The sequence below is a fragment of the Lentimonas sp. CC4 genome (assembly GCF_902728235.1).
Taxonomy (GTDB): Bacteria; Verrucomicrobiota; Verrucomicrobiia; order Opitutales; family Coraliomargaritaceae; genus Lentimonas.
Map to the genome: position 1 here is coordinate 967,859 of NZ_CACVBO010000001.1, position 21,353 is coordinate 989,211.

The 21,353-nt window shown below is 53.4% G+C and carries 17 protein-coding genes; 8 read left to right on the forward strand and 9 right to left on the reverse strand.

Annotated features, from left to right (window positions below; genetic code table 11):
• Positions 1-34 precede the first annotated feature (34 nt).
• The 3 genes from GZZ87_RS04260 (at position 35) to GZZ87_RS04270 (ending at position 3,182) form a co-directional block, all read left to right on the forward strand.
• Positions 35-1,231 carry an AIR synthase-related protein gene (locus GZZ87_RS04260; RefSeq protein WP_162026271.1) on the forward strand — a complete coding sequence of 399 codons (1,197 nt, stop codon included), beginning with the start codon at positions 35-37 and terminating at the stop codon, positions 1,229-1,231.
• Positions 1,232-1,306: 75 nt separating this feature from the next.
• Complete coding sequence (locus GZZ87_RS04265) at positions 1,307-1,702, forward strand: hypothetical protein (RefSeq protein ID WP_162026270.1); 396 nt, start codon at positions 1,307-1,309, stop codon at positions 1,700-1,702.
• A gap of 382 nt (positions 1,703-2,084) precedes the next feature.
• On the forward strand, positions 2,085-3,182 hold the full coding sequence (locus GZZ87_RS04270) for a transporter (RefSeq protein ID WP_162026269.1): 1,098 nt from the start codon (positions 2,085-2,087) through the stop codon (positions 3,180-3,182).
• 610 nt (positions 3,183-3,792) lie between these two features.
• On the opposite strand, the gene rapA is transcribed toward GZZ87_RS04270, so the two are convergent.
• From rapA to GZZ87_RS04310, 8 genes are all read right to left on the reverse strand, one after another.
• A complete protein-coding gene (gene rapA, locus GZZ87_RS04275; protein ID WP_162026268.1) occupies positions 3,793-6,636 on the reverse strand; it encodes an RNA polymerase-associated protein RapA in 2,844 nt (947 codons plus the stop codon).
• 198 nt (positions 6,637-6,834) lie between these two features.
• Positions 6,835-7,158: a hypothetical protein gene (locus tag GZZ87_RS04280; protein WP_162026267.1), complete on the reverse strand. Its 324-nt coding sequence runs from the start codon at positions 7,156-7,158 to the stop codon at positions 6,835-6,837.
• 112 nt (positions 7,159-7,270) lie between these two features.
• Positions 7,271-9,181: a ferrous iron transporter B gene (locus GZZ87_RS04285; protein WP_162026266.1), complete on the reverse strand. Its 1,911-nt coding sequence runs from the start codon at positions 9,179-9,181 to the stop codon at positions 7,271-7,273.
• 41 nt (positions 9,182-9,222) lie between these two features.
• Complete coding sequence (locus GZZ87_RS04290; RefSeq protein WP_162026265.1) at positions 9,223-9,483, reverse strand: FeoA family protein; 261 nt, start codon at positions 9,481-9,483, stop codon at positions 9,223-9,225.
• An 816-nt stretch (positions 9,484-10,299) separates the two neighbouring features.
• The gene (locus GZZ87_RS04295) at positions 10,300-10,851 is read right to left on the reverse strand and encodes a PqiC family protein (RefSeq protein WP_162026264.1); all 552 of its coding nucleotides are present in this window, start codon (positions 10,849-10,851) and stop codon (positions 10,300-10,302) included.
• On the reverse strand, positions 10,851-12,464 hold the full coding sequence (gene pqiB, locus GZZ87_RS04300; protein WP_162026263.1) for an intermembrane transport protein PqiB: 1,614 nt from the start codon (positions 12,462-12,464) through the stop codon (positions 10,851-10,853). Before pqiB ends, GZZ87_RS04295 begins: the two co-directional genes overlap by 1 nt.
• A gap of 1 nt (position 12,465) precedes the next feature.
• On the reverse strand, positions 12,466-13,080 hold the full coding sequence (locus GZZ87_RS04305; protein WP_162026262.1) for a paraquat-inducible protein A: 615 nt from the start codon (positions 13,078-13,080) through the stop codon (positions 12,466-12,468).
• Positions 13,077-13,700 (reverse strand): paraquat-inducible protein A, encoded by a 624-nt coding sequence (locus GZZ87_RS04310; RefSeq protein ID WP_162026261.1) that lies wholly within the window; start codon positions 13,698-13,700, stop codon positions 13,077-13,079. Before GZZ87_RS04310 ends, GZZ87_RS04305 begins: the two co-directional genes overlap by 4 nt.
• 216 nt (positions 13,701-13,916) lie before the next feature.
• On the opposite strand from GZZ87_RS04310, the gene GZZ87_RS04315 reads away from it, so the two are divergent.
• The 4 genes from GZZ87_RS04315 (at position 13,917) to mqo (ending at position 18,695) form a co-directional block, all read left to right on the forward strand.
• Complete coding sequence (locus tag GZZ87_RS04315) at positions 13,917-14,720, forward strand: M90 family metallopeptidase (protein ID WP_162026260.1); 804 nt, start codon at positions 13,917-13,919, stop codon at positions 14,718-14,720.
• Between the two features lie 9 nt (positions 14,721-14,729).
• Positions 14,730-16,823 carry a DUF455 family protein gene (locus tag GZZ87_RS04320; RefSeq protein WP_162026259.1) on the forward strand — a complete coding sequence of 698 codons (2,094 nt, stop codon included), beginning with the start codon at positions 14,730-14,732 and terminating at the stop codon, positions 16,821-16,823.
• 14 nt (positions 16,824-16,837) lie between these two features.
• Positions 16,838-16,993, forward strand: a complete 156-nt coding sequence (locus tag GZZ87_RS04325) for a hypothetical protein (protein ID WP_162026258.1) — start codon at positions 16,838-16,840, stop codon at positions 16,991-16,993.
• Between the two features lie 115 nt (positions 16,994-17,108).
• Positions 17,109-18,695, forward strand: a complete 1,587-nt coding sequence (mqo, locus tag GZZ87_RS04330; protein ID WP_162026257.1) for a malate dehydrogenase (quinone) — start codon at positions 17,109-17,111, stop codon at positions 18,693-18,695.
• Positions 18,696-18,738: 43 nt separating this feature from the next.
• On the opposite strand, the gene GZZ87_RS04335 is transcribed toward mqo, so the two are convergent.
• Positions 18,739-19,218 (reverse strand): hypothetical protein, encoded by a 480-nt coding sequence (locus GZZ87_RS04335; protein WP_162026256.1) that lies wholly within the window; start codon positions 19,216-19,218, stop codon positions 18,739-18,741.
• A 360-nt stretch (positions 19,219-19,578) separates the two neighbouring features.
• Here GZZ87_RS04335 and GZZ87_RS04340 point away from each other — a divergent pair, with 360 nt between their 5' ends.
• Positions 19,579-21,309 (forward strand): hypothetical protein, encoded by a 1,731-nt coding sequence (locus tag GZZ87_RS04340; RefSeq protein ID WP_162026255.1) that lies wholly within the window; start codon positions 19,579-19,581, stop codon positions 21,307-21,309.
• The last annotated feature ends 44 nt before the right edge of the window (positions 21,310-21,353 follow it).

Below are 21,353 nucleotides of genomic sequence, written 5' to 3' on the forward strand. Positions count from 1 at the left end.
TTCAAACAAATCATTTAGCCATTACCTATTAGCCATGAGCAATTTAAACGATCGCTACGCCCAACGCGGCGTCTCCTCCTCCAAGTCCGAAGTCCACGCAGTCGTGGATAAGCTCGACCGCGGCGTCTTTCCCGGTGCGTTCTGCAAGATCGGTGCCGACATCCTCACTGGCAACCCTGAGAAGTGTAACATCATCCACTCCGACGGCTCTGGCACGAAATCGACCCTCGCTTACTTGCACTACAAGGAAACAGGCGATCCGACAGGCTTCCGCAAGACCGCTCAAGACAGCCTCGTCATGAACATCGACGACCTGCTCTGTGTCGGCGCGATCAACGGCATCCTCATTTCCAGCACCGTCAACCGCAATGCCCGCGCCATCCCAGGCGAAGCACTCGGCCAACTCATCTCCGGCACCGAAGACTTTCTCGCCACCATGCGCGACTACGGCGTCGGCGTCCACAGTGGCGGCGGCGAAACAGCTGACGTCGGCGACCTCACTGGCACCGTCACCGTAGATTCCTGCGCAGTCGTCGTCATGGATCGCAAAGACGTAGTCGATAATGCCAACGTCAAGCCAGGCCTCGCCATCGTCGGCCTCGCATCCGCGGGACAAGCCACTTACGAAACATTTGAAAACTCCGGTATCGGCAGCAATGGCCTGACCAGCGCGCGCCACGACTTGCTCAGTCCCTACTACCTCGAGAAATATCCCGAGACCGTCGATCCAACAACCGACAAGCAATACCTTTACTGCGGTCCTTACAAGATGACCGACATGCTGCCCGACTCCGACATGACTGTTGGTGACGCCATCATGAGCCCGACCCGCACCTACGCACCGATCATCAAGCAGCTCCTCGAAGAAGACCGCGAAAGCATCTACGGCATGGTGCACTGCTCCGGCGGCGGTCAAACCAAGTGCATCCGCTTCGGCACCGGCGTCCACCACATCAAGGACAACTTCCTGCCAATTCCTCCGATCTTCAAAGCGATCCAGAAGGCCAGTGGCACTAGCACCGAAGAGATGTTCCGCGTATACAACATGGGGCACCGTATGGAAATTTTCTGCGATCCAGAAGCCGCAGCTGGCATCATCGCCAAGAGCGAAGCCTTCGGCATTCCCGCGCAAATCATCGGACGCACCGAAGCCACACAAAAAGCCGACGGCCAAAACCACGTCACCATCGTCCACGACGGCGAGACGCTGGAATACGAATTAAACCACTAGGCTCCTCCACTATCCAGTATTAGGCCGCTACCCACTGGCCTCTATCGTCTAGTCTCAGGTCTACCCGCCTTGAACTTGCTCACCTTCATACGCCGACTCGGTCGGCTGCTACTACTCCTCTGCAGTTGCTTGCTCCTCACAGGGCCTCAGCTACTGCTGCAGCTTGGGGCATGGAGTTGGATGGTCGCGAGCTACTCGCAGGAAAGCAGCATCGAGCAAGCCTTTGCCGATACCTTTGGCGGCGAGCGCCCCTGTGAACTCTGTAAGCTGATTACAGCAGTTGATGCCGAGCAGGAGACCACCCCGATCAAAGAGTCAACCGAGGTAAAAAGCCTCAAACTACTCCTCGGCCAAGCTGAGCGCCTCAGCCTCGCTCCCACATATTTTATCGCCGCCAAGCGCGGCAACAGTGATCAATCCGGCCGACTGCGGCACTCAGATGTGCCCATTCCGCCGCCGCGACTCGTTTAGCGAGCAATCGCTACTGCCGCGTATTCAGCTTTGTGTTTTTTAGGGCATCGGAGCAAAAACCTGAGATCGTAGGTGGCTTCCTTTAGGTGGCCACCCGCTTGGAGAAAATGCTACCCATCGCCGTGTCGATCGAGCACCTAAAGGAACTCGACTACCCTTTTCACAAACCATCATACGCGTCGAAAATCAGACACTTCCGCCCCAGAGCGAGCTTGCGGATCTAATTCAATAAGTAGGGGCTTTGCTTGCGAAGACCGCGACCACTCCAAGCTGGATCGCCCCTGAGTAACGCCAGCCCCCTTCGTTAGCTCCGAAAAGCGATCAGCTACTCAGCAATCAGCCGATCAATCACTACCCAACCATCGGCACAGCCGATCATACAATGAACACATTTATACAAACTACACTACTACTCACCACACTCACTGCGGCCACCAGCGCCGCCTACGCCGCGCCAGCATTCAGCTGTTGCGCCACCGATGAGAACCATGTCGGACGTCCCGATGACCACGCACCCATTTCAGTGATGGGCGATCACACGCATGCCAAAGGCGGCTGGATGATGTCCTACCGCTACATGCATATGGATATGGACGGCATGCGCCACGGGAACGATCGCGTTTCCTCTCAAGATGTCTTCGATGCTGGCTACACTGTAACTCCTGAATCGATGTCGATGGACATGCACATGCTCGGGTTCATGTATGCGCCGACTGACAAACTAACACTCATGCTCATGGGCAACTACACAGAGACCGAAATGGATCATAAAATCGTCAATCAAATGGCGGCGAATATGATGAACAACGGCAACCGTAAGTTCACCACAAACACCAGCGGCATCGGCGACGTCAAAGTCGGCGGCCTCTATCGTTTCTATCTCGAAGAAAACCGTAAAGCACACGCAGGCCTCAGCTTGAGCCTACCAACCGGCTCGATCGACAAGAAAGACAAGACCCCTGCCATGGGTGGCGGCGCCAACCAACAATTGCCCGCCCCAATGCAACTCGGCTCCGGCACCTACGACCTGCTCCCCTCGCTCACCTACGTGCAGCAATTTGAGAGCTGGTCCTACGGGGCACAGGCCAACGCTGTCATCCGCCTCGAAAGCGAGAACGACAACGGCTACCGCCTCGGCAATGTCTTCGGTGCGACCACATGGGCAGGCACTAACCTCAACGAATGGGTCGGCCTCAACACTGGCCTGAGCTACACCTACACCAGCAAGCTCAAAGGCGACCAAGACGACATCAACCAAGGTCCAATGATGGGCCGTGACACCGTCACCACCGCATATGAAGACAACTACGGTGGCGAGCGCCTCGACGCGATCTTCGGCATCAACTTCTACGTGCCCTCCGGCACCTTGAAAGGTCAACGCATCGCCCTCGATCTACGCCTCCCGCTCTGGCAGGACCTCAATGGTTACCAACTGGAGACAGACACCGTGCTCACGCTAGGCTGGCAGATGGCATTCTAGGGTCGCTTCGCGACAATGAATGATCCTAGATTCAGGAGTTAGAAGTTAGGAGTCAGACGGAGGTCTGCCGTAGATGGCGCAGCAAGTTAGTCCTTGGTGATGAAACTCTTACGAACGTATTCGCTGCCGCCTACCGAGCGCAGCGACACTTATTATGCCCTTGGGTGCAACCGAAGGGCGAAGCCATTTGGCGAACCCTAGGATTCTTCATAAAACACTGATATTCAGCTCTTAACTACTGCCTTCTAGCTTCTAACTACTCTTTTTAGGATGATGGCTAATTCGTAATAGCTAAAAAACAGAACGGGCATCGTGCATACACGATGCCCGTTTTTTCGCTTCATTGTAGCGGACTGGCGAAGCCATTTCGACAACATCAACCTAAGCCAACGCACGGATCGAAACCGCTTCGCGGATTCCGCTACAAAACAAACACAGCGCCCGTAGCGGACTGGCGAAGCCATTTCGACAACATCAACCTAAGCCAACGCACAGATCGAAACCGCTTCGCGGATTCCGCTACAAAAAACGATTCCACCACCGATCAACCAGTTTTCCAGTTTTCCAAGTTTCCAAGTTTCAAAATTTCCGTGTTTCAGGTTTCAGCTTTTCAACTCTCTGGTCCACGCAGGATCAGGCGCACGCCGTCGAGTCGAAGATGCGCCTTCGCAATATGCTTGGTCACATCCGCCACCACGTTCTCGGCGATCTTGATCTCCTGATCACGCACATTCGGATTCACCTTACTCAGTTCCTTCAAACGAGTTGCCTCGCCATCGAGTCGCGCATGCGCCTCCGTCATTGCGGTTTGCAGTAAGACAGACTTCTGCTCACGAGCATGCCCGCGCGCCGCCTTCAGCATTTCTGGCACGAGCGCCTGTAACAATTCAGGATTCTGCTTCAAGCGGAAGGCCTCTTCATCGCGCGCGTGCTTGTTGACCAAGGCATGCCCATACTCCTCTGAGCAGTCTTGCCCGGCCATATCGACGACGATGCGCACCGGCGTCGGCGGCAAAAAGCGATCCACGTGCAAACGCGCAGGTGCGACACTTTCTAGAACAAATACCGCCTCGATCAAAATCGGCGGCGCATCAACCGTGTTATTCGCCCACACCACAATCGAGCTATTACCCTTCTCCGAGCTGAGCACCAAATCCACCGAACCACGCACCATCGGGTGATCCCACGTTAAGAAGCCCACGTCCTCGCGTCCCAAGGCACGCTTACGCTCACAGGTCACCATCAAGCCTTCATCCGGCAAGCCTGGAAAGGCGTCGGTAAACATCTGCCCGGGCGACAGGTGATAGCTACGGTCATCAATGTCTTCAACCGTCACACCGAAGTGATCAAAAATACGGTTCATAAACTGATCCAGCGTGCGATCCCCATCCTGCACACGAATCTGATCGACCAGTTCACTGGCCACATCCTCACGGAACGAGTTCAAGGCAATCAAGCGATCCTGGCCTTGGCCTAACTTCGCCTCCAAGTCTTTACGGAACGCGCGACTCGCATCAATCAACTCATCCGCCTCCTTCAAAATGGACGGATCCCCCTCGTGATAAACGGGACCGAGTTTACGAAGCGCCGCTCCAAACTGATCCAAATACGCGTATCCGCCCTTCAGCGAATGCTCCACGCCATCAATGCCCTCATGATGCCAGCGCATCAGCAACTCCGTGCAACTATGCTCCAAATACGGCAAATGCACCTTAATCGTTTCTGTCTGTCCGATACGGTCGAGACGACCAATACGCTGCTCCAGCAACTCAGGATTCATCGGTAAATCAAACAGCACGAGATGATGCGCAAACTGGAAATTACGCCCCTCACTACCAATCTCAGAACACAGTAAAATACGCGCACCGTCCGCCTCTGCAAACCACGCCGCATTACGATCGCGCTGCAGCAGCGTCAGTTCCTCGTGGAAGACCGCGGCCTTCACGTTAATCTCTTCGCTCAATGCATCAAAGATCGCCTGCACCTTTTCCTTGGTGCGACAGATCAACAAGATCTTCTCTTCGCCCAACTCACGGAGCAAATCCGCCAGCCATTTGATCCGCGGCCCTTGGCGGTAGTCAATCGGCTCAGCGTCTTCATCCGGCGTCGCATCCAAATCGAACTCACGCAATAAACGCGCCTGCAACTCTTCTTCAGAGAGCGTCTTGCGCGGCTCCAACTTCTGCGGCAATCCCTGCCGCTCGGGGAACCCCGTCAACGAATCACGCGAGTTCCTAAAGATCACACGGCCCGTGCCATGGCGATCCACTAACTCGTCGAGCATCGCCTTGCGATCCTTCAAGCGCGCTTCAAACTCCGCACCCGAACAATCTTCAAACACCTCACGCAAGAACACGTTCTCGTCCTCTAACAATTTGTCACCACCCAGCAACTTATTGGCAACTGCAGCGACCTCAGTATAGCCCGCTTGCTCTTCTTTAAACTTTTCTAGATCTGGGTAACGCTCTGGATCGAGCAGGCGCAGACGCGCAAAGTGCCCCTCCGCTCCCAATTGCTCCGGCGTCGCCGTCAACAGTAGCAAGCCATGGCTCCGACGCGTCAGCGCCTCCACTAATTGATACTCAGGACTCACTTCCTCTGGCGTCCATTCGAGGTGATGCGCCTCATCAACGACCAACATGTCCCACTTCGCATCCGTGGCATGCTTCGCCAATTGCTCGTCTCCCAGTAAAGTGCTGAGGCTGCAAATCACCAGTTGCTCCGACATAAACGGATTCTCATCCGGCTCGGACTTCAGAATCGACTGACAACGATCGGTATCAAAGAGATGAAACCACAGGTTAAAGCGACGCAGTAGCTCAATAAACCACTGATGCACCAACGACTCCGGCAACACGATCAACATACGCTCCGCACGCCCAGTCAGGTGCAAGCGGTGCAAAATCAAACAAGCCTCAATGGTCTTACCGAGCCCTACTTCATCGGCCAACAAGACACGCGGCATGTAGCGATTCGCCACCTCAGCCGCGATATAGAGCTGATGCGGAATCAGGTCGATACGTCCACCCGTAAACCCCGCCACATCCGACTTACGCATCGCATGTTGGCGCTCAATGGTCTCATAACGCAGTGCAAACGCCACAGATTGATCAATCTGCCCGCCGATCAAGCGATCCTCTGGCTTACTAAAGCTGATCGTATCCGCCAGCTCTGCCTCTGCCACTTCAACGCCGCCACCGACATACGTCAGCAGGCCATCGTCATCGCGCACTGACTCAATCAGCACCGTCGCGCCACCTTGAGAATTGATCGTATCGCCCGCGCGAAACTCCACCCGCTTGATCGGTGCATTCGCCGGTGCATACAGGCGCGCCTCACTCGCTGCCGTAAAAATGAGCCGTATTTGATGCCGCGAAACCGACTCCAAAATACCAAGTCCGAGTTCCGGTTCTGTCTCGCTGATCCAGCGCTGTCCGATCTTAAAATCTGCCATTTCGGAAACGTCGACCAGCAGCGAGCCCTTGTCAAAGCGAAGATACACCCAAATCCACCATAACGTCTTTAACCATTAAAAACGCCACTTCTGTAGCGGGCTGGCGAAGCCATTTCGACCACAGCAACCTGGGCTGGAGACTGACCCAGTAGAAGCGGCATCCTGCCGCTTTTGATTCCGCAGATCCACTGTCACCCCTTACGCAACGCGCGAGGCCTCGGTGGAGGAGTCAATAATCGACAGCTTAAAAATAACCGCGGCAGTGCAACCGGTGCCATCATCGGCGCGCACGATTAAGCGCGTTTGGCTACCCGCTTCGGCATAGACACCAGCGGACAAAGCGATCTTCGCCGGGTTTGCTGTTTTATGCACTCGCACGAGACCATAAGATTCAAGCGCGACGGTATAGCGAAGACCGACCGCCCCAAAGATCTGATTCAGATCGAGTGGAATCGGTTGATACATGTCAGTGATGTCTAATTCAATAGTCTCGTAGGTAGGTGTAGCTGTGTCGGTGTTCATCGGTAGGAATTTGGTTAGTGGTTTTGGTTAATTCTGGAGCCACTTTACCATTTCGAACCTGAACCGAAGATGAATGCGCAAAGAAATTGCGAAACTCTTCACAAATCCCCCGCTACCCGAAGCACTGCCACGTAAGTGTAACAGCACCACACAGCACCACACCGACTACCGTCGGCAACACTGCAGCCCATACGGTCCAACGCACGCTACCCGTTTCTTTATAAATCGTATATAGCGCAGTGGAACACGGGTTATGGCACAAGCTGAACAGCATCAAACAGGTTGCGGTCAATAAGGTCCAACCTCCCGCAGCGAGCAACGGCTGCAAAATCCCACTCTGATTCGTTTCGAATAACACACCGTTCCCAGCAAAACCATCCACGGCTTGCCCAGTCATCATCACGGTCAGCATCAAGATCGTCGGCACCACGATTTCGTTGGCAGGAATCGCAATGATATAGGCCAACAAGATCACACCGTTTAAACCAATCAACACGGCAACAGGATTGAGCCACTCAATCATCCAAGCTGCTGCGCTCGCATCGCCGATCTGCCAATTTGCAGCCACCCAAATGACAGCACCCGCCGGTGCCGCAAAGATGATAGCACGCCACAACACAAAGATCGTGCGGTCGATCAACGACGTATAAAGCGTGCGCCAGAAATTCGGCGGACGTAGTGGCGGCATCTCTAGCGTAAAAGCCGATGCCTCGCCCTTGAGCAGGGTTTTCGACAGTAGCCAGGAGCTCACAAATGTCAGCAGCACTCCTAGAATACCGACAATAAACACCGCCGCCGTCGCACTCAGGTTCGCATACTTCGGCCCCACGATTCCCCCAAAGAAGATCGAGGCAATCAAGATCTGCGTCGGCCAACGCCCATTGCAGAGCGCAAAATTATTTGTCAGAATCGCAATCAGGCGCTCGCGCGGACTTTCAATGATACGGGTCGCAATGATCCCAGCCGCATTACAGCCGTAGCCCATCGCCATCGTCAGCGCTTGCTTACCATGCGCCCCAGACTTCTGAAACAGCGGATCGAGATTGAAAGCCACCCGCGGCAAATACCCAAAGTCCTCCAGCAAAGTGAACAGCGGGAAGAAAATCGCCATCGGCGGCAGCATCACACTCACCACCCAAGCCAGTGTTAAATAAACGCCATCCACACTGAGCCCCACGAGCCACTCCGGTAAGCCGACACCCAAACACGTTTCGCGCAACCAAGGATGCACCGTATCCAGTAGCAGTGTCCCCAACATCGCCGAAGGCACATTCGCCCCTGTAATCGTCAACCACAGCACAAATGCCATGACCAGCGCCATGATCGGAAAGCCCGTCAACGGATGCGTCAGCCAATGATCCAAATGATCCTGCCAGATGCGCCGATCTTTACCGCTCTGCGTGACAAATTGCTCCGCGAGTTCCGACGCCGTCTCGTGATGATGGTGCAACTCGGCATCGGGATCGACCACGCCCGCGTCGTCACGCTCCTCCGCGCAACGACTCGCAATCGCTGCTTTCAAAGCTTCAAAGCCTTTACCACGACGCGCTTCCATCGAAATCACTGGTAAACCCAATGCCTCCGAGAGCCCTGCCACATCTACCGTCAATCCGCGTGCACGGGCTTCATCCAACAAATTCAGCGCAACCACCACACGCGGTGTGCGCTCACGAATCTGCAACAAATAGGCGAGGTTTCGCTCCAACGCCGTCGCATCCAGCACGACGACGGTCGCCGCAGGTCGCACTTCAGCCAGAAAATCAGCTGCTACGCTCTCATCACGCGACACACCATGCAGTGAATAGGCACCGGGTAGATCGACGATTTTGAACTGCTGCCCTGCATGCGAAAAACTCCCCTCGGCGCGCGACACCGTCTTACCCGGCCAGTTGCCCGTATGTTGATGCAGCCCAGTCAGCCCGTTAAAAATGGTGCTTTTCCCAGTATTGGGATTACCCGCCAGCGCGATCAAGTGATCCCAATCGTCAGGCTTGAGCGCGTATTCTTCGACACTGCTGCGCATGTGCGCCGGACAGGAAGAACATCCGGAACTGCTACACTGACTCACACTACAGCCTCCACGTGAATCCGGCTCGCTTGCGCATGACGCAGGCCCAGCACCGTTCCCCGCAGCTTATAAGCACGCAGTCCGCCCATCGCCGACGCATTGCGCACAGTCACCTGTGTGCCTGGCACCACACCGAGATCAATCAAGCGTTGGCGTTCGTAGCTTTCAAACCCATCCGCCAATTCGAGCACACGTGCCTGACCTCCGGAAGGAATGTCCGCCAGCGTGCATGCATACTTTGAAGCTATGTTTACCATAATATGGCCCTTAAAAGACTAAACTTTGAGTCTTCAAAATGAATCGCCTCAGTTCGGATGTAAAGCCTTGGTATCGGTGAGCATACAGCTATTAGCTGTCATTTATAGACGCATTAAACATGCACACACTCATCAAAAAGTGCGAATGGGATGCTACATAAAACTGAGTAAGAGGCATTCAGCCGTAGGTGGCTTCCTTTAACTTAAAAAGAGTAGTTAGAAGCTAGAAGTAAGAAGTTAGGAGCTGAATATCAGTGCTTTACGAAAAATCCTCGATTCGCCAATTTGGCGGTAGTGAATACACTCGTAAGAGTTTAACCTAAATACGGCAGTTGGCATGGGCTCTGATTCTTAAACCGTTCAACTCATCTTTTTAGGTTTAATGACCAAAGACTAACTTCTGACTCCTTACTTCTATACTCACGCGCATCAAATATTGTGACTTTGTCAAATCGAAGAATCTGGCGTAGGGGTGCTGCTTGCGGCACCCGCGAAGGCAGCTAAAGTTTTACAACTTCCTATGCGTGTGGCCTTTGCGCGGTCTTCGCAAGCAAAGCCCCTACAGCAAGATAGCGAAATAGCATGAATGCACTTTTCACAAATCATGATGCGCGTGAATATAACTCCTGAATATATGGCCACCCGCCTGCAACCAAGGGTGCCATTAGCCATGTCGGTCGAACCCCTAAAGGAACTCGACTACACTTTTCAGAAATCATGATGCGTGCAGGTATAACAACCCATGAATCCGGGCACAAAAAAGCACAGGCGCGACGGCCTGTGCTTTTGAAAAAGAAAGATAGAATCGACGGTCTGCTACTTCAAATCATTGGCAATCGTCTGTGCCATATCGATCAGCAATCGCTTTTCAGCGGCCACCAGCGCTTCGTAGCCAGGCTCCTGCAATGGAAGGCTTCGAACATATTGATACTCTGCGGCTTTGCCATCCTGCGTCAGGCTCCAGTAAGCGACCAGCACTGCATTGCCATCCATATCACCATGCAGTTGATCGATCTTCACATCGAGACGGCGTGTATGCTCCTGGCTAATCCGCGAAATCGCGATATCAGCTCCTAAGCCCGCCGAAATCTCGGTGTTTAAAAACTGACGCAAACTCGTGCGCAGAGGCTCGGCCCACTGGTGATACTTCGCCGTGTGGATCGTATTCGAAGCGCCTTCAAGCACTAAACCAGGCTGATCGATGTAGCCCGCGATGATCACTTCACCCAAATATAGATCGGCCGAAGTCTGTAGGGCTCGAGTTTCTAAGCCGTGATCCGAGCGTAGCAAATACGTGCTACGGCTAATAGGCTGAGTCGAACAAGCCGCCAGCAATAGAGTCAAAGTAAGGATAAATAGTGGTCTCATTAGTTATTAGCTCCTGGTTGTGGGTCTTCTGGATAGTTCATTGGTAGCACGAGGGCATTCGGCGTATCGTTCAACGTGCGTGTCAGCGCTTCGACATTATAAAGCGTCTCATTGAGTTTGTTCATACTGCCCTCAATTGATTGATAGGCAGAACTACCAGGGCCAAATGAACGCAGAATACGCTGAGTATCCTCCAGCGTCTTGACCAGTTCAGCCCCCACCTTCTGATCATGGATATCCTGCACCAGTGAATCCATCGAATTCAGTGTATCGGTCATCGCAGTCATCGTGCCATTAATCGCACTCATTGTTTCGTCCAGCGGTAGACTATTTATCTTCGTCAAGAATGATGAAATCTGTTCTTCCAACTTATCTAGGCCCACCTGCACTGTCGGAATCGTCGCATAGCCCATGGTCGCCCCGAGGGAGGCAGGAGCGGCATCCGTGCGGTAATCAATATTAATAAATAGGCTCCCCGTAATCATGCTCCCAGTCTCCAAGCTGCCGCGCATGCCAGCCTCAACATTACGAGCGATACTCGCTTTCATAATTTCAACCGACTCTTTGGTGTCAGGCAACCCTACGCGACCAGGCTCAACCCTGATCAAAACCGGAATCGGACGATTGTCTTCAGAATCACTAGCCTCCTCCGCCATCACTTCATCAAACAGGATGTCTTTAACATATCCAACAGGAATACCGCGATACTCAACTGGAGCTCCAGGAAGCAGCCCGCGCAAAGATTGCTCAAACTCCATCACATAATTGAGATGATGATAGAAAGGCTGCTCTTGCATATCAGAATACGTATCGAACAGCTTAAATTCCGCGTCATTATCAACCGGCCCCCCGTCCTCCAAACCATCTGGAATACCAAAGGCAACACCACCTAACAGCACGGTATCCAGAGAACCAGTCAAGACCTCGATCCCGCTGGCAGATGCGTTGATCTCCACTCCGCTGACATTCCAAAAACGCACAGAGCTGTTCACCAACTGATCAAACGGCGCATCGATAAAAACGTCATAATGCACTTGTTTACGCTGCTCATCAAAGCCCATGCCTTCAACGCGGCCAACCTTATAGCCATTATACAGAACCACATCACCGGCACTCACAGACCCGGCCTTGTCACTATACAAATTCAGCTTTAAGCCCGGCGCTCCAGTCGGCGTCAACGGAGGCGTTTCCAATCCAGAGAACGCATCATGCTTCCCTATCGCCTTTTCACCAGGAGAGAGCTCAATGTAAGCACCGCCTAGCAAAGTGCCGAGCCCACTCACACTACCACCGCCGACACGGGCACGCACCACCCAAAAATCGGTGTCTTCTCGAAGCAAATGCTTCGCCTCAGGGTCGAGCTGCACAGTTAAAAGGACTCCATCCATATCCTGATTGAGCGTCACGTCCTCAACCTGGCCCATGTTCACATTGAGATACTTGATCTTGGTCTTCCCTGCAACCACACCCTCGGCGGTCTCAAAGCTAATCGTGATCACTGGCCCCTTCGACATCTTCGTGTGCACGACCATCCAGATTCCGATGACCAGCGCCACGATAGGCAGTATCCAAATCACCGAGAGGCGTTTTTTAGTCTCTATTTTAGGTTTCATATCAGTCATCCTGTTCCTCCTGTTGGTCCCAGAATACTCTGGGGTCAAAACTTTCTGCGGCGATCATAGTCACGATCACCAACAGCGCAAACGATACGGCGGCGATTCCCGGCCGTATTACTAAAAGTTGGCCGAGGTTCACCAGTGCCACCAAAATAGTCACCACAAACACATCGATCATCGACCACTTACCAATCAACTCAGTGATTCGATACGCCACAGTCAATTGCTTGGGTGTCGCCGCACGGCCCTTGTGCATCGTCCAGCACAAGTAAAACATCATAAAGATCTTCCCCAAGGGCACCATCACACTTGCAATAAAAATAATCGCCGCAACTGGATACGACTTCATCTGGATCAACAACACCACACCGCCCAAAATCGTGCTCTCCAACGAGCTCCCCAACTGATCCGTAATCATAATCGGATAAATATTCGCAGGGATATACAATAAACTCGCCGTGCACAAAAGCGCCACTGTGCGTGGCAAAGTATTCGGCTTACGCAGGTGCATCGACGACCCACAGCGTGGACAGTGATGCACGTCGCTCGGCGCCAACTTCAAACATAGGTGGCATGAGGACAGACCCTTCGAGGCTGCGGACTGGCGGCTCATGCTTCCAACTCCTCCAAGCGTTTCCATGTTTGATAACGATCCAAACTAGCAATCGTCATTGTAAAGGTAATCGTAAAAATGGCATAGGCCCAAAACGAGATACCGATCACAACCGTGGCCATGTGCACGATCTTCACATAGCTCACGAGCACCCCAATAAAGAAGACCTCCACCATACTCCAGTTCTTCAGGTGAAAAATAATTTTCGCACAGTCCTTTGCCCAGTGATTACGCCAACCACAACCCAGCGATAAACTAACAGCAAAACTCAACACCAACAGCACTGCCGGAATCACTAAAATAAAACATACCACTAATAGCGCCAAGTCTGTCATCCCCTCATCATGTAGCCTTTGAATCGCCTGCGGCAAAGTCATCACACTCTCCAACCCGCTCGCCTTAAACGCCAAAAAAGGAAAACTGCAGGACATGACCATCAAAATGAGCGAACAGAGTGAAAACGCCTGGACTCGCGAAAAGATGTCAGTCCGATGCGCACTCAAAGCCGCATTACAACCGGAGCAATACGCCTTCTCCTCATGCTGCATCTCTGACATATCAAATAGCTGATCGCAGGAAGGGCAGGCCAGCCAGTCGTCGTTATATTTAGGAGCGCACATGCAAGGTTAGGAGAAGTGACGCCAATAAGTAATGAATCTATAAGAAAGGCAAGGATTCGATGGCGTTAGAGAGAACTTCAGAAGTAGAGCCCCAAGGACCAGCTGCTTTCCTGACCTGAGCGTTCCGAAGCATCGCTGACGCCGAAGCCACGCTCACACCCCAGCCAACCGTTTTCCAATTGCCGCCTCTCTCAACACTCGATTCCCTTTCCAAGCATGACAATCTGGGAACAACTCAAAGCGTATTTTATCAAATCGGTTCAAACCGACTACACTTTTAAAGACGAATGGCTCCCCATGCTTGAGGCCAACCTGCCGCTCTACCGCAAGCTCCCCGACGACCTCAAACAGCGCCTGCACCAAAAGATCGGCCAATTTATCGCCACCACTTATTTCGAAGGCTGCGGCGAGCTCGAACTCACCGAAGAAATGATTCTCACCGTCGCCGGCCAAGCCTGCCTGCTCGTCGTCAACCACCAGGGCGCACCTTACCCGCGGCTCAACTCCGTCCTCCTCTACCCCAGCACCTTTAAATCCATCGTCAAAGACACTGGATCCTTCGGCATCACCACCGAGCAAACAATCTCTCGACTCGGAGAGTCGTGGAGCAATGGCACCGTCGTGCTCGCATGGGACTCCGTCAAACACGGCGCGCGTAATATTCATGACGGCCACAACGTCACCCTGCACGAATTTGCCCACCAGCTCGATTCCGAAAGCGGCAGCACCAATGGCACCCCCCGCCTATCCGACCGCGAAGCCTTCCAAACCTGGGCCACCGTGCTTGGCCCCGCCTACGAGACCCTAGTCGACAACGCCGAACACGGGCGTAAAACCGTCCTCGACTACTACGGCGCGACCAACATCGCCGAATATTTTGCCGTCGCCACCGAAGCCTTCTTTGAAAAGCCGCGCCAACTAAAAAAGAAACGCCCCGAACTCTACGCCGAACTACAAAGCTACTATCAAGTCGACCCGCTTGCATGGATGCATCCAAAGCACACAGCGACAACCGACTAAGTATTCAACATGGCGATACAACTCCAAGAATTTGCCAAACAGGTGCTCTTCGGCACCACCATCGAAGAAAAACTCAGCTTCCCACGCGAGGCGATCATCGATACTCAACCAGGCAGCGCATTCACCACGCCTCGCGAACTCACCCGCCCCAAGCACCTCATGTTACGCGACGACGGCGTAAGCGCGAAACACCCCAGCCAAGCCAAACTCGTCGACGAGCGCGAACGCGGCAAACTGCTACATTTCTTCGGTAACCACGAGTTGCTCGCCACCGAGCTCATGGCGCTCGCCATCCTCAAATTCCCCGACGCGCCCGCCAGCTTTCGGCGCGGCTTACTCGAAACCCTAAAAGACGAGCAAATCCACACCCGCCTCTACATGCACCGCATGCAACAGTGCGGTGTCGAATTTGGAGAGTTACCACTTAGTGACTATTTTTGGAAAAGTGTCTCCTCGATGGAAGATCCACTGGACTACGTCACCCGCCTCTCGCTCACCTTCGAGCAGGCCAACCTCGATTACTCCCGTGAATATGCCAAAGTCTTCAACACCGTCGGCGACCTCGCGACCGCCAAGATCCTCGATAAGATCTACCACGACGAAATCGACCACGTCGGCTTCGGCCTCAAATGGTTTCGAAAATGGAAAGCATCCGGCAAGACCGACTGGGAGGCCTATCGCGAGCGCCTCGTATTTCCCCTCTCTCCTGCCCGCGCCAAGGGCAACGACTTCAATAGCACTGGACGCCTCGAAGCGGGGCTAGACTCGGACTTCATTCAAGACCTAGAAATCTTTCAGCAGTCCCGTGGTCGCACCCCCTCTGTCCACTGGTTCAACCCGCAGGCCGAGCAAACCGCCGCCGCAAATGCCTCAACGCACGCCGAGACGCCACTGCAAAGCGACCTCGCCTATCTGCCCGCCTACCTTTCACGCCAAGACGACCTGCTCATCATGTCAGCGCAGCCGACGCCCGAGTTTCTACGTCAAATCCAAAGCTACGGCTTTCACCTACCCGAGATCTTACTCACTCGAAAGAACCACGCGCCCGTCATCACCCGTAAAATCAACGATCTACGCCCCTGGGCCTGGACGCCCGATAGCGTCGCTTTCTTTCAACCACACCTCGATACCGTCACCCAACCCCGTCCAGCCGATGCACTCTGGAACGACGGCATCCGCGAACTTTTTTCCAAGAGCTGGAGTGCCAACTGGGCATCCAAATTCACCGACGACTCGCCAGCCGATTGGCTCGCCCCCTGCGAAGTTTACGGCAAGCCAGCCAACAACCTCGACGAACTGCTCTCCCTGCGCGCTCACTACGCCGCACTCGGCTACGCCAACATCGTCTGCAAAGCCCCCTTTGGCACCGCCGCCAATGGCATCCGTTGCCTACTCGAAGGCGAATCCATCGGTGCTGCCCTAGACAAATGGCTCCACACAATCTGGGCCGAGCAAGGCTCCGTCCTCATCGAGCCATGGCTCGAGCGCGTCTATGATTTCTCCGTGCAATTCGAGCAACGCGACGCCGGGCTCAAACCGCTCGCCTTCACCCGCATGGTCAACAACCGGCGCGGCCAGTTCAGCGGCATCATCACCAACGGCTTCACTAAAGGCCTCGCGCCTGAGCTCACCCGCTTCCTGATGACCCGCGCCGCCAACGGACGTCCCCGCACCTTTGAGCACTACGAAAGCCAAATCGCGCCCGCACTCGCAGCCGAACTCTCAACTAAACAATTCCAAGGCCCGCTCGGAATCGACGCCTTCATCTATCGCGACGCCGAGCAGCAGCTACGACTCAAGCCCGTCGTCGAGATCAACCCACGCACCACCATGGGGCGCATCGCCCACGCACTCGAGCAGCACAACGCCGCAGGCACCGTCGGCTTCTTCCAAATCATCACCCGCGCTCAACTCAAGAAAAGCACTGCCAGCAACTTCGCCGAATGGGCAAAGCAACTCACCGCGACACATCCCATCCAGCTCACCGACGAACCGAAACCGCGCATTCGCAGCGGCTCCTTCCCGCTGACCGACCCACTGCAGGCCAAACAATTCCTTGCAGTCTATCACGTGCGTGAATCCGTTGATCGCCTGCCGCTGTAGAGGAATACTTGGCTATGGACCACGTTAGGCCAGAGCCCTACAACATGGAGCGTGGGCGTCTCGCCCAACGCAGCGGACCGAAGCCCCGCCCTCCCTACCCCGAGAAGCACGTAGCCATTCACTCCAGCAACGAAGCCCCGACGACGATCGCGGTAAAATTTCAATATTAGTTTGATTTGATCGCCATCTGCACTTACTTCGGCGCGCTTTGAATCACCGGAGATTTCGTGCACCTACCACTTTGGCACCTCCCGTGCTCTGAAAGCGACACCCACATACGATCCAATGACCACACGCACCGTTCGCCCTTCCACGGGCCCAATTCTTGAGAATCCTGACATCGTCTTAATCGGCGGAGGCATCATGAGCGCCACACTCGGCATCATGCTCAAGAAGCTGAACCCAGACTTCACGATTCAAATCGTCGAATCCCTGCCACGTGTCGCACTCGAAAGCTCGCACGCATGGAACAACGCCGGCACCGGACACGCCGCACTCTGCGAGCTCAACTATACGCCACAACGTTCCGATGGCAGCGTCGATGTGTCCAAAGCGATCGAGATCAACGAGCAGTTCGAGCACTCCAAGCACTTCTGGGCTCACCTGGTCGAGCAAGGCGTGATCGCAGACCCGAGCGTCTTCATCAAACGCGTGCCACACATGAGCTTCGTCCACGGCGAAGCCGACATCGAATTCCTACGTAAGCGCTACGAAGCGCTCAGCGCACAGCACTTGTTCGGTGAAATGACTTTCTCCGATGATCCCGCAACCGTGGCAGAGTGGGCACCGCTCCTCGGGCAAGGACGCTCGGCAGACGAGCCCGTCGCCGTCACTCGCGTAGAGTCTGGCACCGACATCAACTTCGGTGCGCTCACTCAGCAACTTATCGACTACCTGATCTCACTTGAGGGCGTGGAACTCGCAATGCAGGCACGCGTCACGGATATTGATCAGAAAACCGACGGTCGCTGGCGCTTAAAAATCGACAGCGAAACCGAAGGCAAGCGGAAGCTTCGTGCCCAATTCGCCTTCATCGGCGCAGGTGGTGGCTCGCTACACCTCTTACAAAAGTCCGGTATTCCCGAGGGCAAAGGCTTCGGTGGCTTCCCCGTCAGTGGACAATTCCTCGTCTGCAAGAATCACGACGTCATCGAGCAGCACGCCGCGAAGATTTACGGCAAAGCCGCCGTTGGCGCACCACCGATGTCCGTGCCACACCTCGACACTCGCGTGATCGATGGCAAAAAGGCACTCCTCTTCGGCCCGTATGCAGGCTTCTCGCCCAAGTTCCTCAAAGAAGGCTCGATGCTCGACCTGATCAAATCTGTGAAGCTCGACAACATCTTGCCACTACTTGCAGTCGGCCGTGATAACATGTCGCTCACTCAGTATTTGATCAACGAATGCCGCAAATCACACAGTGACCGTGTTGAAGGTCTGCGTGAATTCTTCCCCGATGCCAAAGAAGAGGATTGGATGCTAGTCACCGCCGGCCAACGCGTGCAGATAATCAAGAAGAGCGCTGACAGCACCGGTAAGCTAGAATTCGGCACCGAAGTCGTCGCCGCCCAAGACGGCAGCATCGCCGCGCTACTAGGCGCCTCACCTGGGGCCTCCACCTCGGTATCGATCATCGTCGAAGTGCTCAAAAAATGCTTCCCCGATGACATGCAAACTGTCGACTGGCAGAGCAAGCTCACAGAGATGCTACCCGCACATGGTAAATCATTGGCCACATGCGAAGCGACCTACCGCACACTTCGCGAGCGCGCCGACGCCGCACTGGCCATTACAGCGTCACCTAACTGCGAGACATACACAGAATGCACCCCCAAGGACAGACCGCTGCAGCGGCCTGTCCTTGGAGTATAGCTCAAAGTTGCATTAAGTTAACAGCGATAACGCGGTCTCAATGCTACATCTCTAAATCACGATCCGATGGGTGGACGACTCCCTTATAGGCCACTTTGTGCACCCGCATCGTCGATGGCTTCGGAAGATGGCTCAGGCGATGCAATGCTTCAGCTGCGTCGTCAGTCGCATCAACGCTGACTTGAAGAATATTTCGGTCAAAATCTTCAAAACGTTCAGCCTCCAGCGTGACGAATTGCATCTTATTCAAATAATTGAGCAAGATATGATGCGCACTTTCCACAGTCTTATAGTAGAGTTGCTCACGCTCTCGGGTGGCCGCTTCAAGCTTACGAGAGTGCCTTCGAACCAGAACCCAAATCAATGCAGTGGTGGTGGTGATAAAAAAACACCCTTTCAAAGTTTGAAACTGAGTGGCGTGGCTGAGTGTCGGTGCAATGAAATGAACGACTCTGTCAGACAGTGCTACCCAGCACGATCCAACAATAAAATAAATTAGCGGTATTTTTTTGTAAGTGCTCATTTCTTAATGAATTTACGCAAGAAAACATACTATACATTACTTCGCTATTTTTCAACATTCGAGAATACTAATACCGTAGAATAAATCTACATATATATATATATACAAGTTACTTAATCGAATTCAACCACTTCTAACATGACCACTGCTGATGCAGCTCGCGAAAGCAAGGGCACTGAGCGCGAGCACCGCCGAGGCTGGAGTTACGCACTTCTGTCGTTTAGAAGTTCAAGTGATGAATCGCAATATAGAAACTCCGTAAAGGAACCTGCGCTTCGAAGGTTGAATTTCAGACAACAATCCGCTTCTCTGTCCCGCATGGAAGCTTATCCGAACAACCACCGATCACATCTGTGGTCATTGCTTATTGGATTAGCGACTGGCATCAGTGCCTGTTGGGTATGGCAAAAGTGCCAAACGACCGATCAAGAACCGCCAAGCATCAGTCATAACACCACGGAGAGGCCGGATGCTTCCATTCAGTCCACTTATCAGGAGCACATCACTCTCCAAGATGTCGAGCAGGCAAACACTCCACTACAAAGAGGATTATCCATCTTAAAACTCATCGCAAACTGCGAACCCTCAGAGTATCCCGAACTCTGGGACAATGCCAATCAACTGGGAAAATACAGACGACGTGATTTGAGATCAGCACTCCTCCAAGAGTGGGCGAGTCAAACTCCGCATTCAGCACTAGACTTCCTAATGCGCCAGTCGAATGGCTTCAATCCAGAGTCCATGCTCGTTTATCAACTCTACGAAGGATGGGCACTCAAAGATGCCAATGAGGCATTTGAAAACGTATCCAGCCAACTTTCAAAGAGTAACCAGAAAACAGCCTATCAGGCGATTCTAGATATCACAGCACGGCATGACCCTTATCGCGCCGCAGAGCTCTACCAACAATTAGCCAGAGACGATTACAAAGTCATGTGCCAAGTAATCGGCCAAGAAATGGCAGCTCGGTCTCCTTCCGACGCGATTCAATTCGTCGAAGAAATGCCAAACGGGCACCATCGAAATTCAATGCTACTTCGAATCGCTCAAGCCATCAGCATCGATGATCCGAATAAAGCCGTCGACCTTACCAGCCAAATTTCCCACCTAGGCGAACGTAATAAAGCCCTCTCGATCATTCTCGGCCGAGTCGCAGTCAATAACCCTCAACAGGCCTTTCAAGTCTATCAAAACCTCGCCCCGGAACTACAGGATGATAGCCACCTTTACCCGATCATCGGCGAGTGGGCCAAACAAGACATTCACGCAACACTCGATTATTTTGATAATCGCGATTTAAGTTCAGCTGAATGGCTCCTCTTACGACACGCTTACAACACATGGAGCAATACGCGAGGTAGCGACCGCCAGATCATTTTACAATCAGCCCTCGAACTGGGAAACTCTACCAAAGCCATCGACATCCAAGTCAGGTGTATCCATGCGCAAATCGGATCCGACATCAATCAAGCTAAATATCTAATAGAATCTCTAGATCCTGGGCCGCTTCAAGAACAAGCACGTCGCAAACTCATCCTCTACCTACCAAGAAAGCACGGAAACGACGCGACAATCGAATATGCCCAGAGCACTGAAGATCCAACCCTGCTGAAAGATGCCGTGACTGCCATTGCCAATTCCATGATGTATGAGAATCCCGAAGCAGGGGCAGAATATTTTAAAACCAAGGACCTGAACGACCCAAACCTAAATACCCAAGGGCTAACCAGAATCATGGACCACTGGACCAAGGAGGCTCCACAAGCAGCCATTCCATGGATCGCGAATCAAGAGGATCTAGCAAATTACGATGCCATATTGAACCGAAGCCTGCGAGTTAGCTCAGGAATTGATCCACGCTGGACTGCTGAAGTCCTAGAAACACTGAACACCTCCGAAGAAACTGAAAAACTGATCCACGCCCAAATTGCTCATCAATGGGCACTCAACAACCCTCAGGCAGCGCTCGACTGGGCAGTGCAACAAGAGCGCAATCGAGAGGACAGCATACGCGCGATTGCCAGAATATGGTCAGAAAACGATCCAGAAGCTGCAACTGCTGCACTGGAGAAAGCGAATGTTAAACCGTAGCATCTATAGTTGAATTCCACGCAGGAATCCGCTTCTCTGTCCCA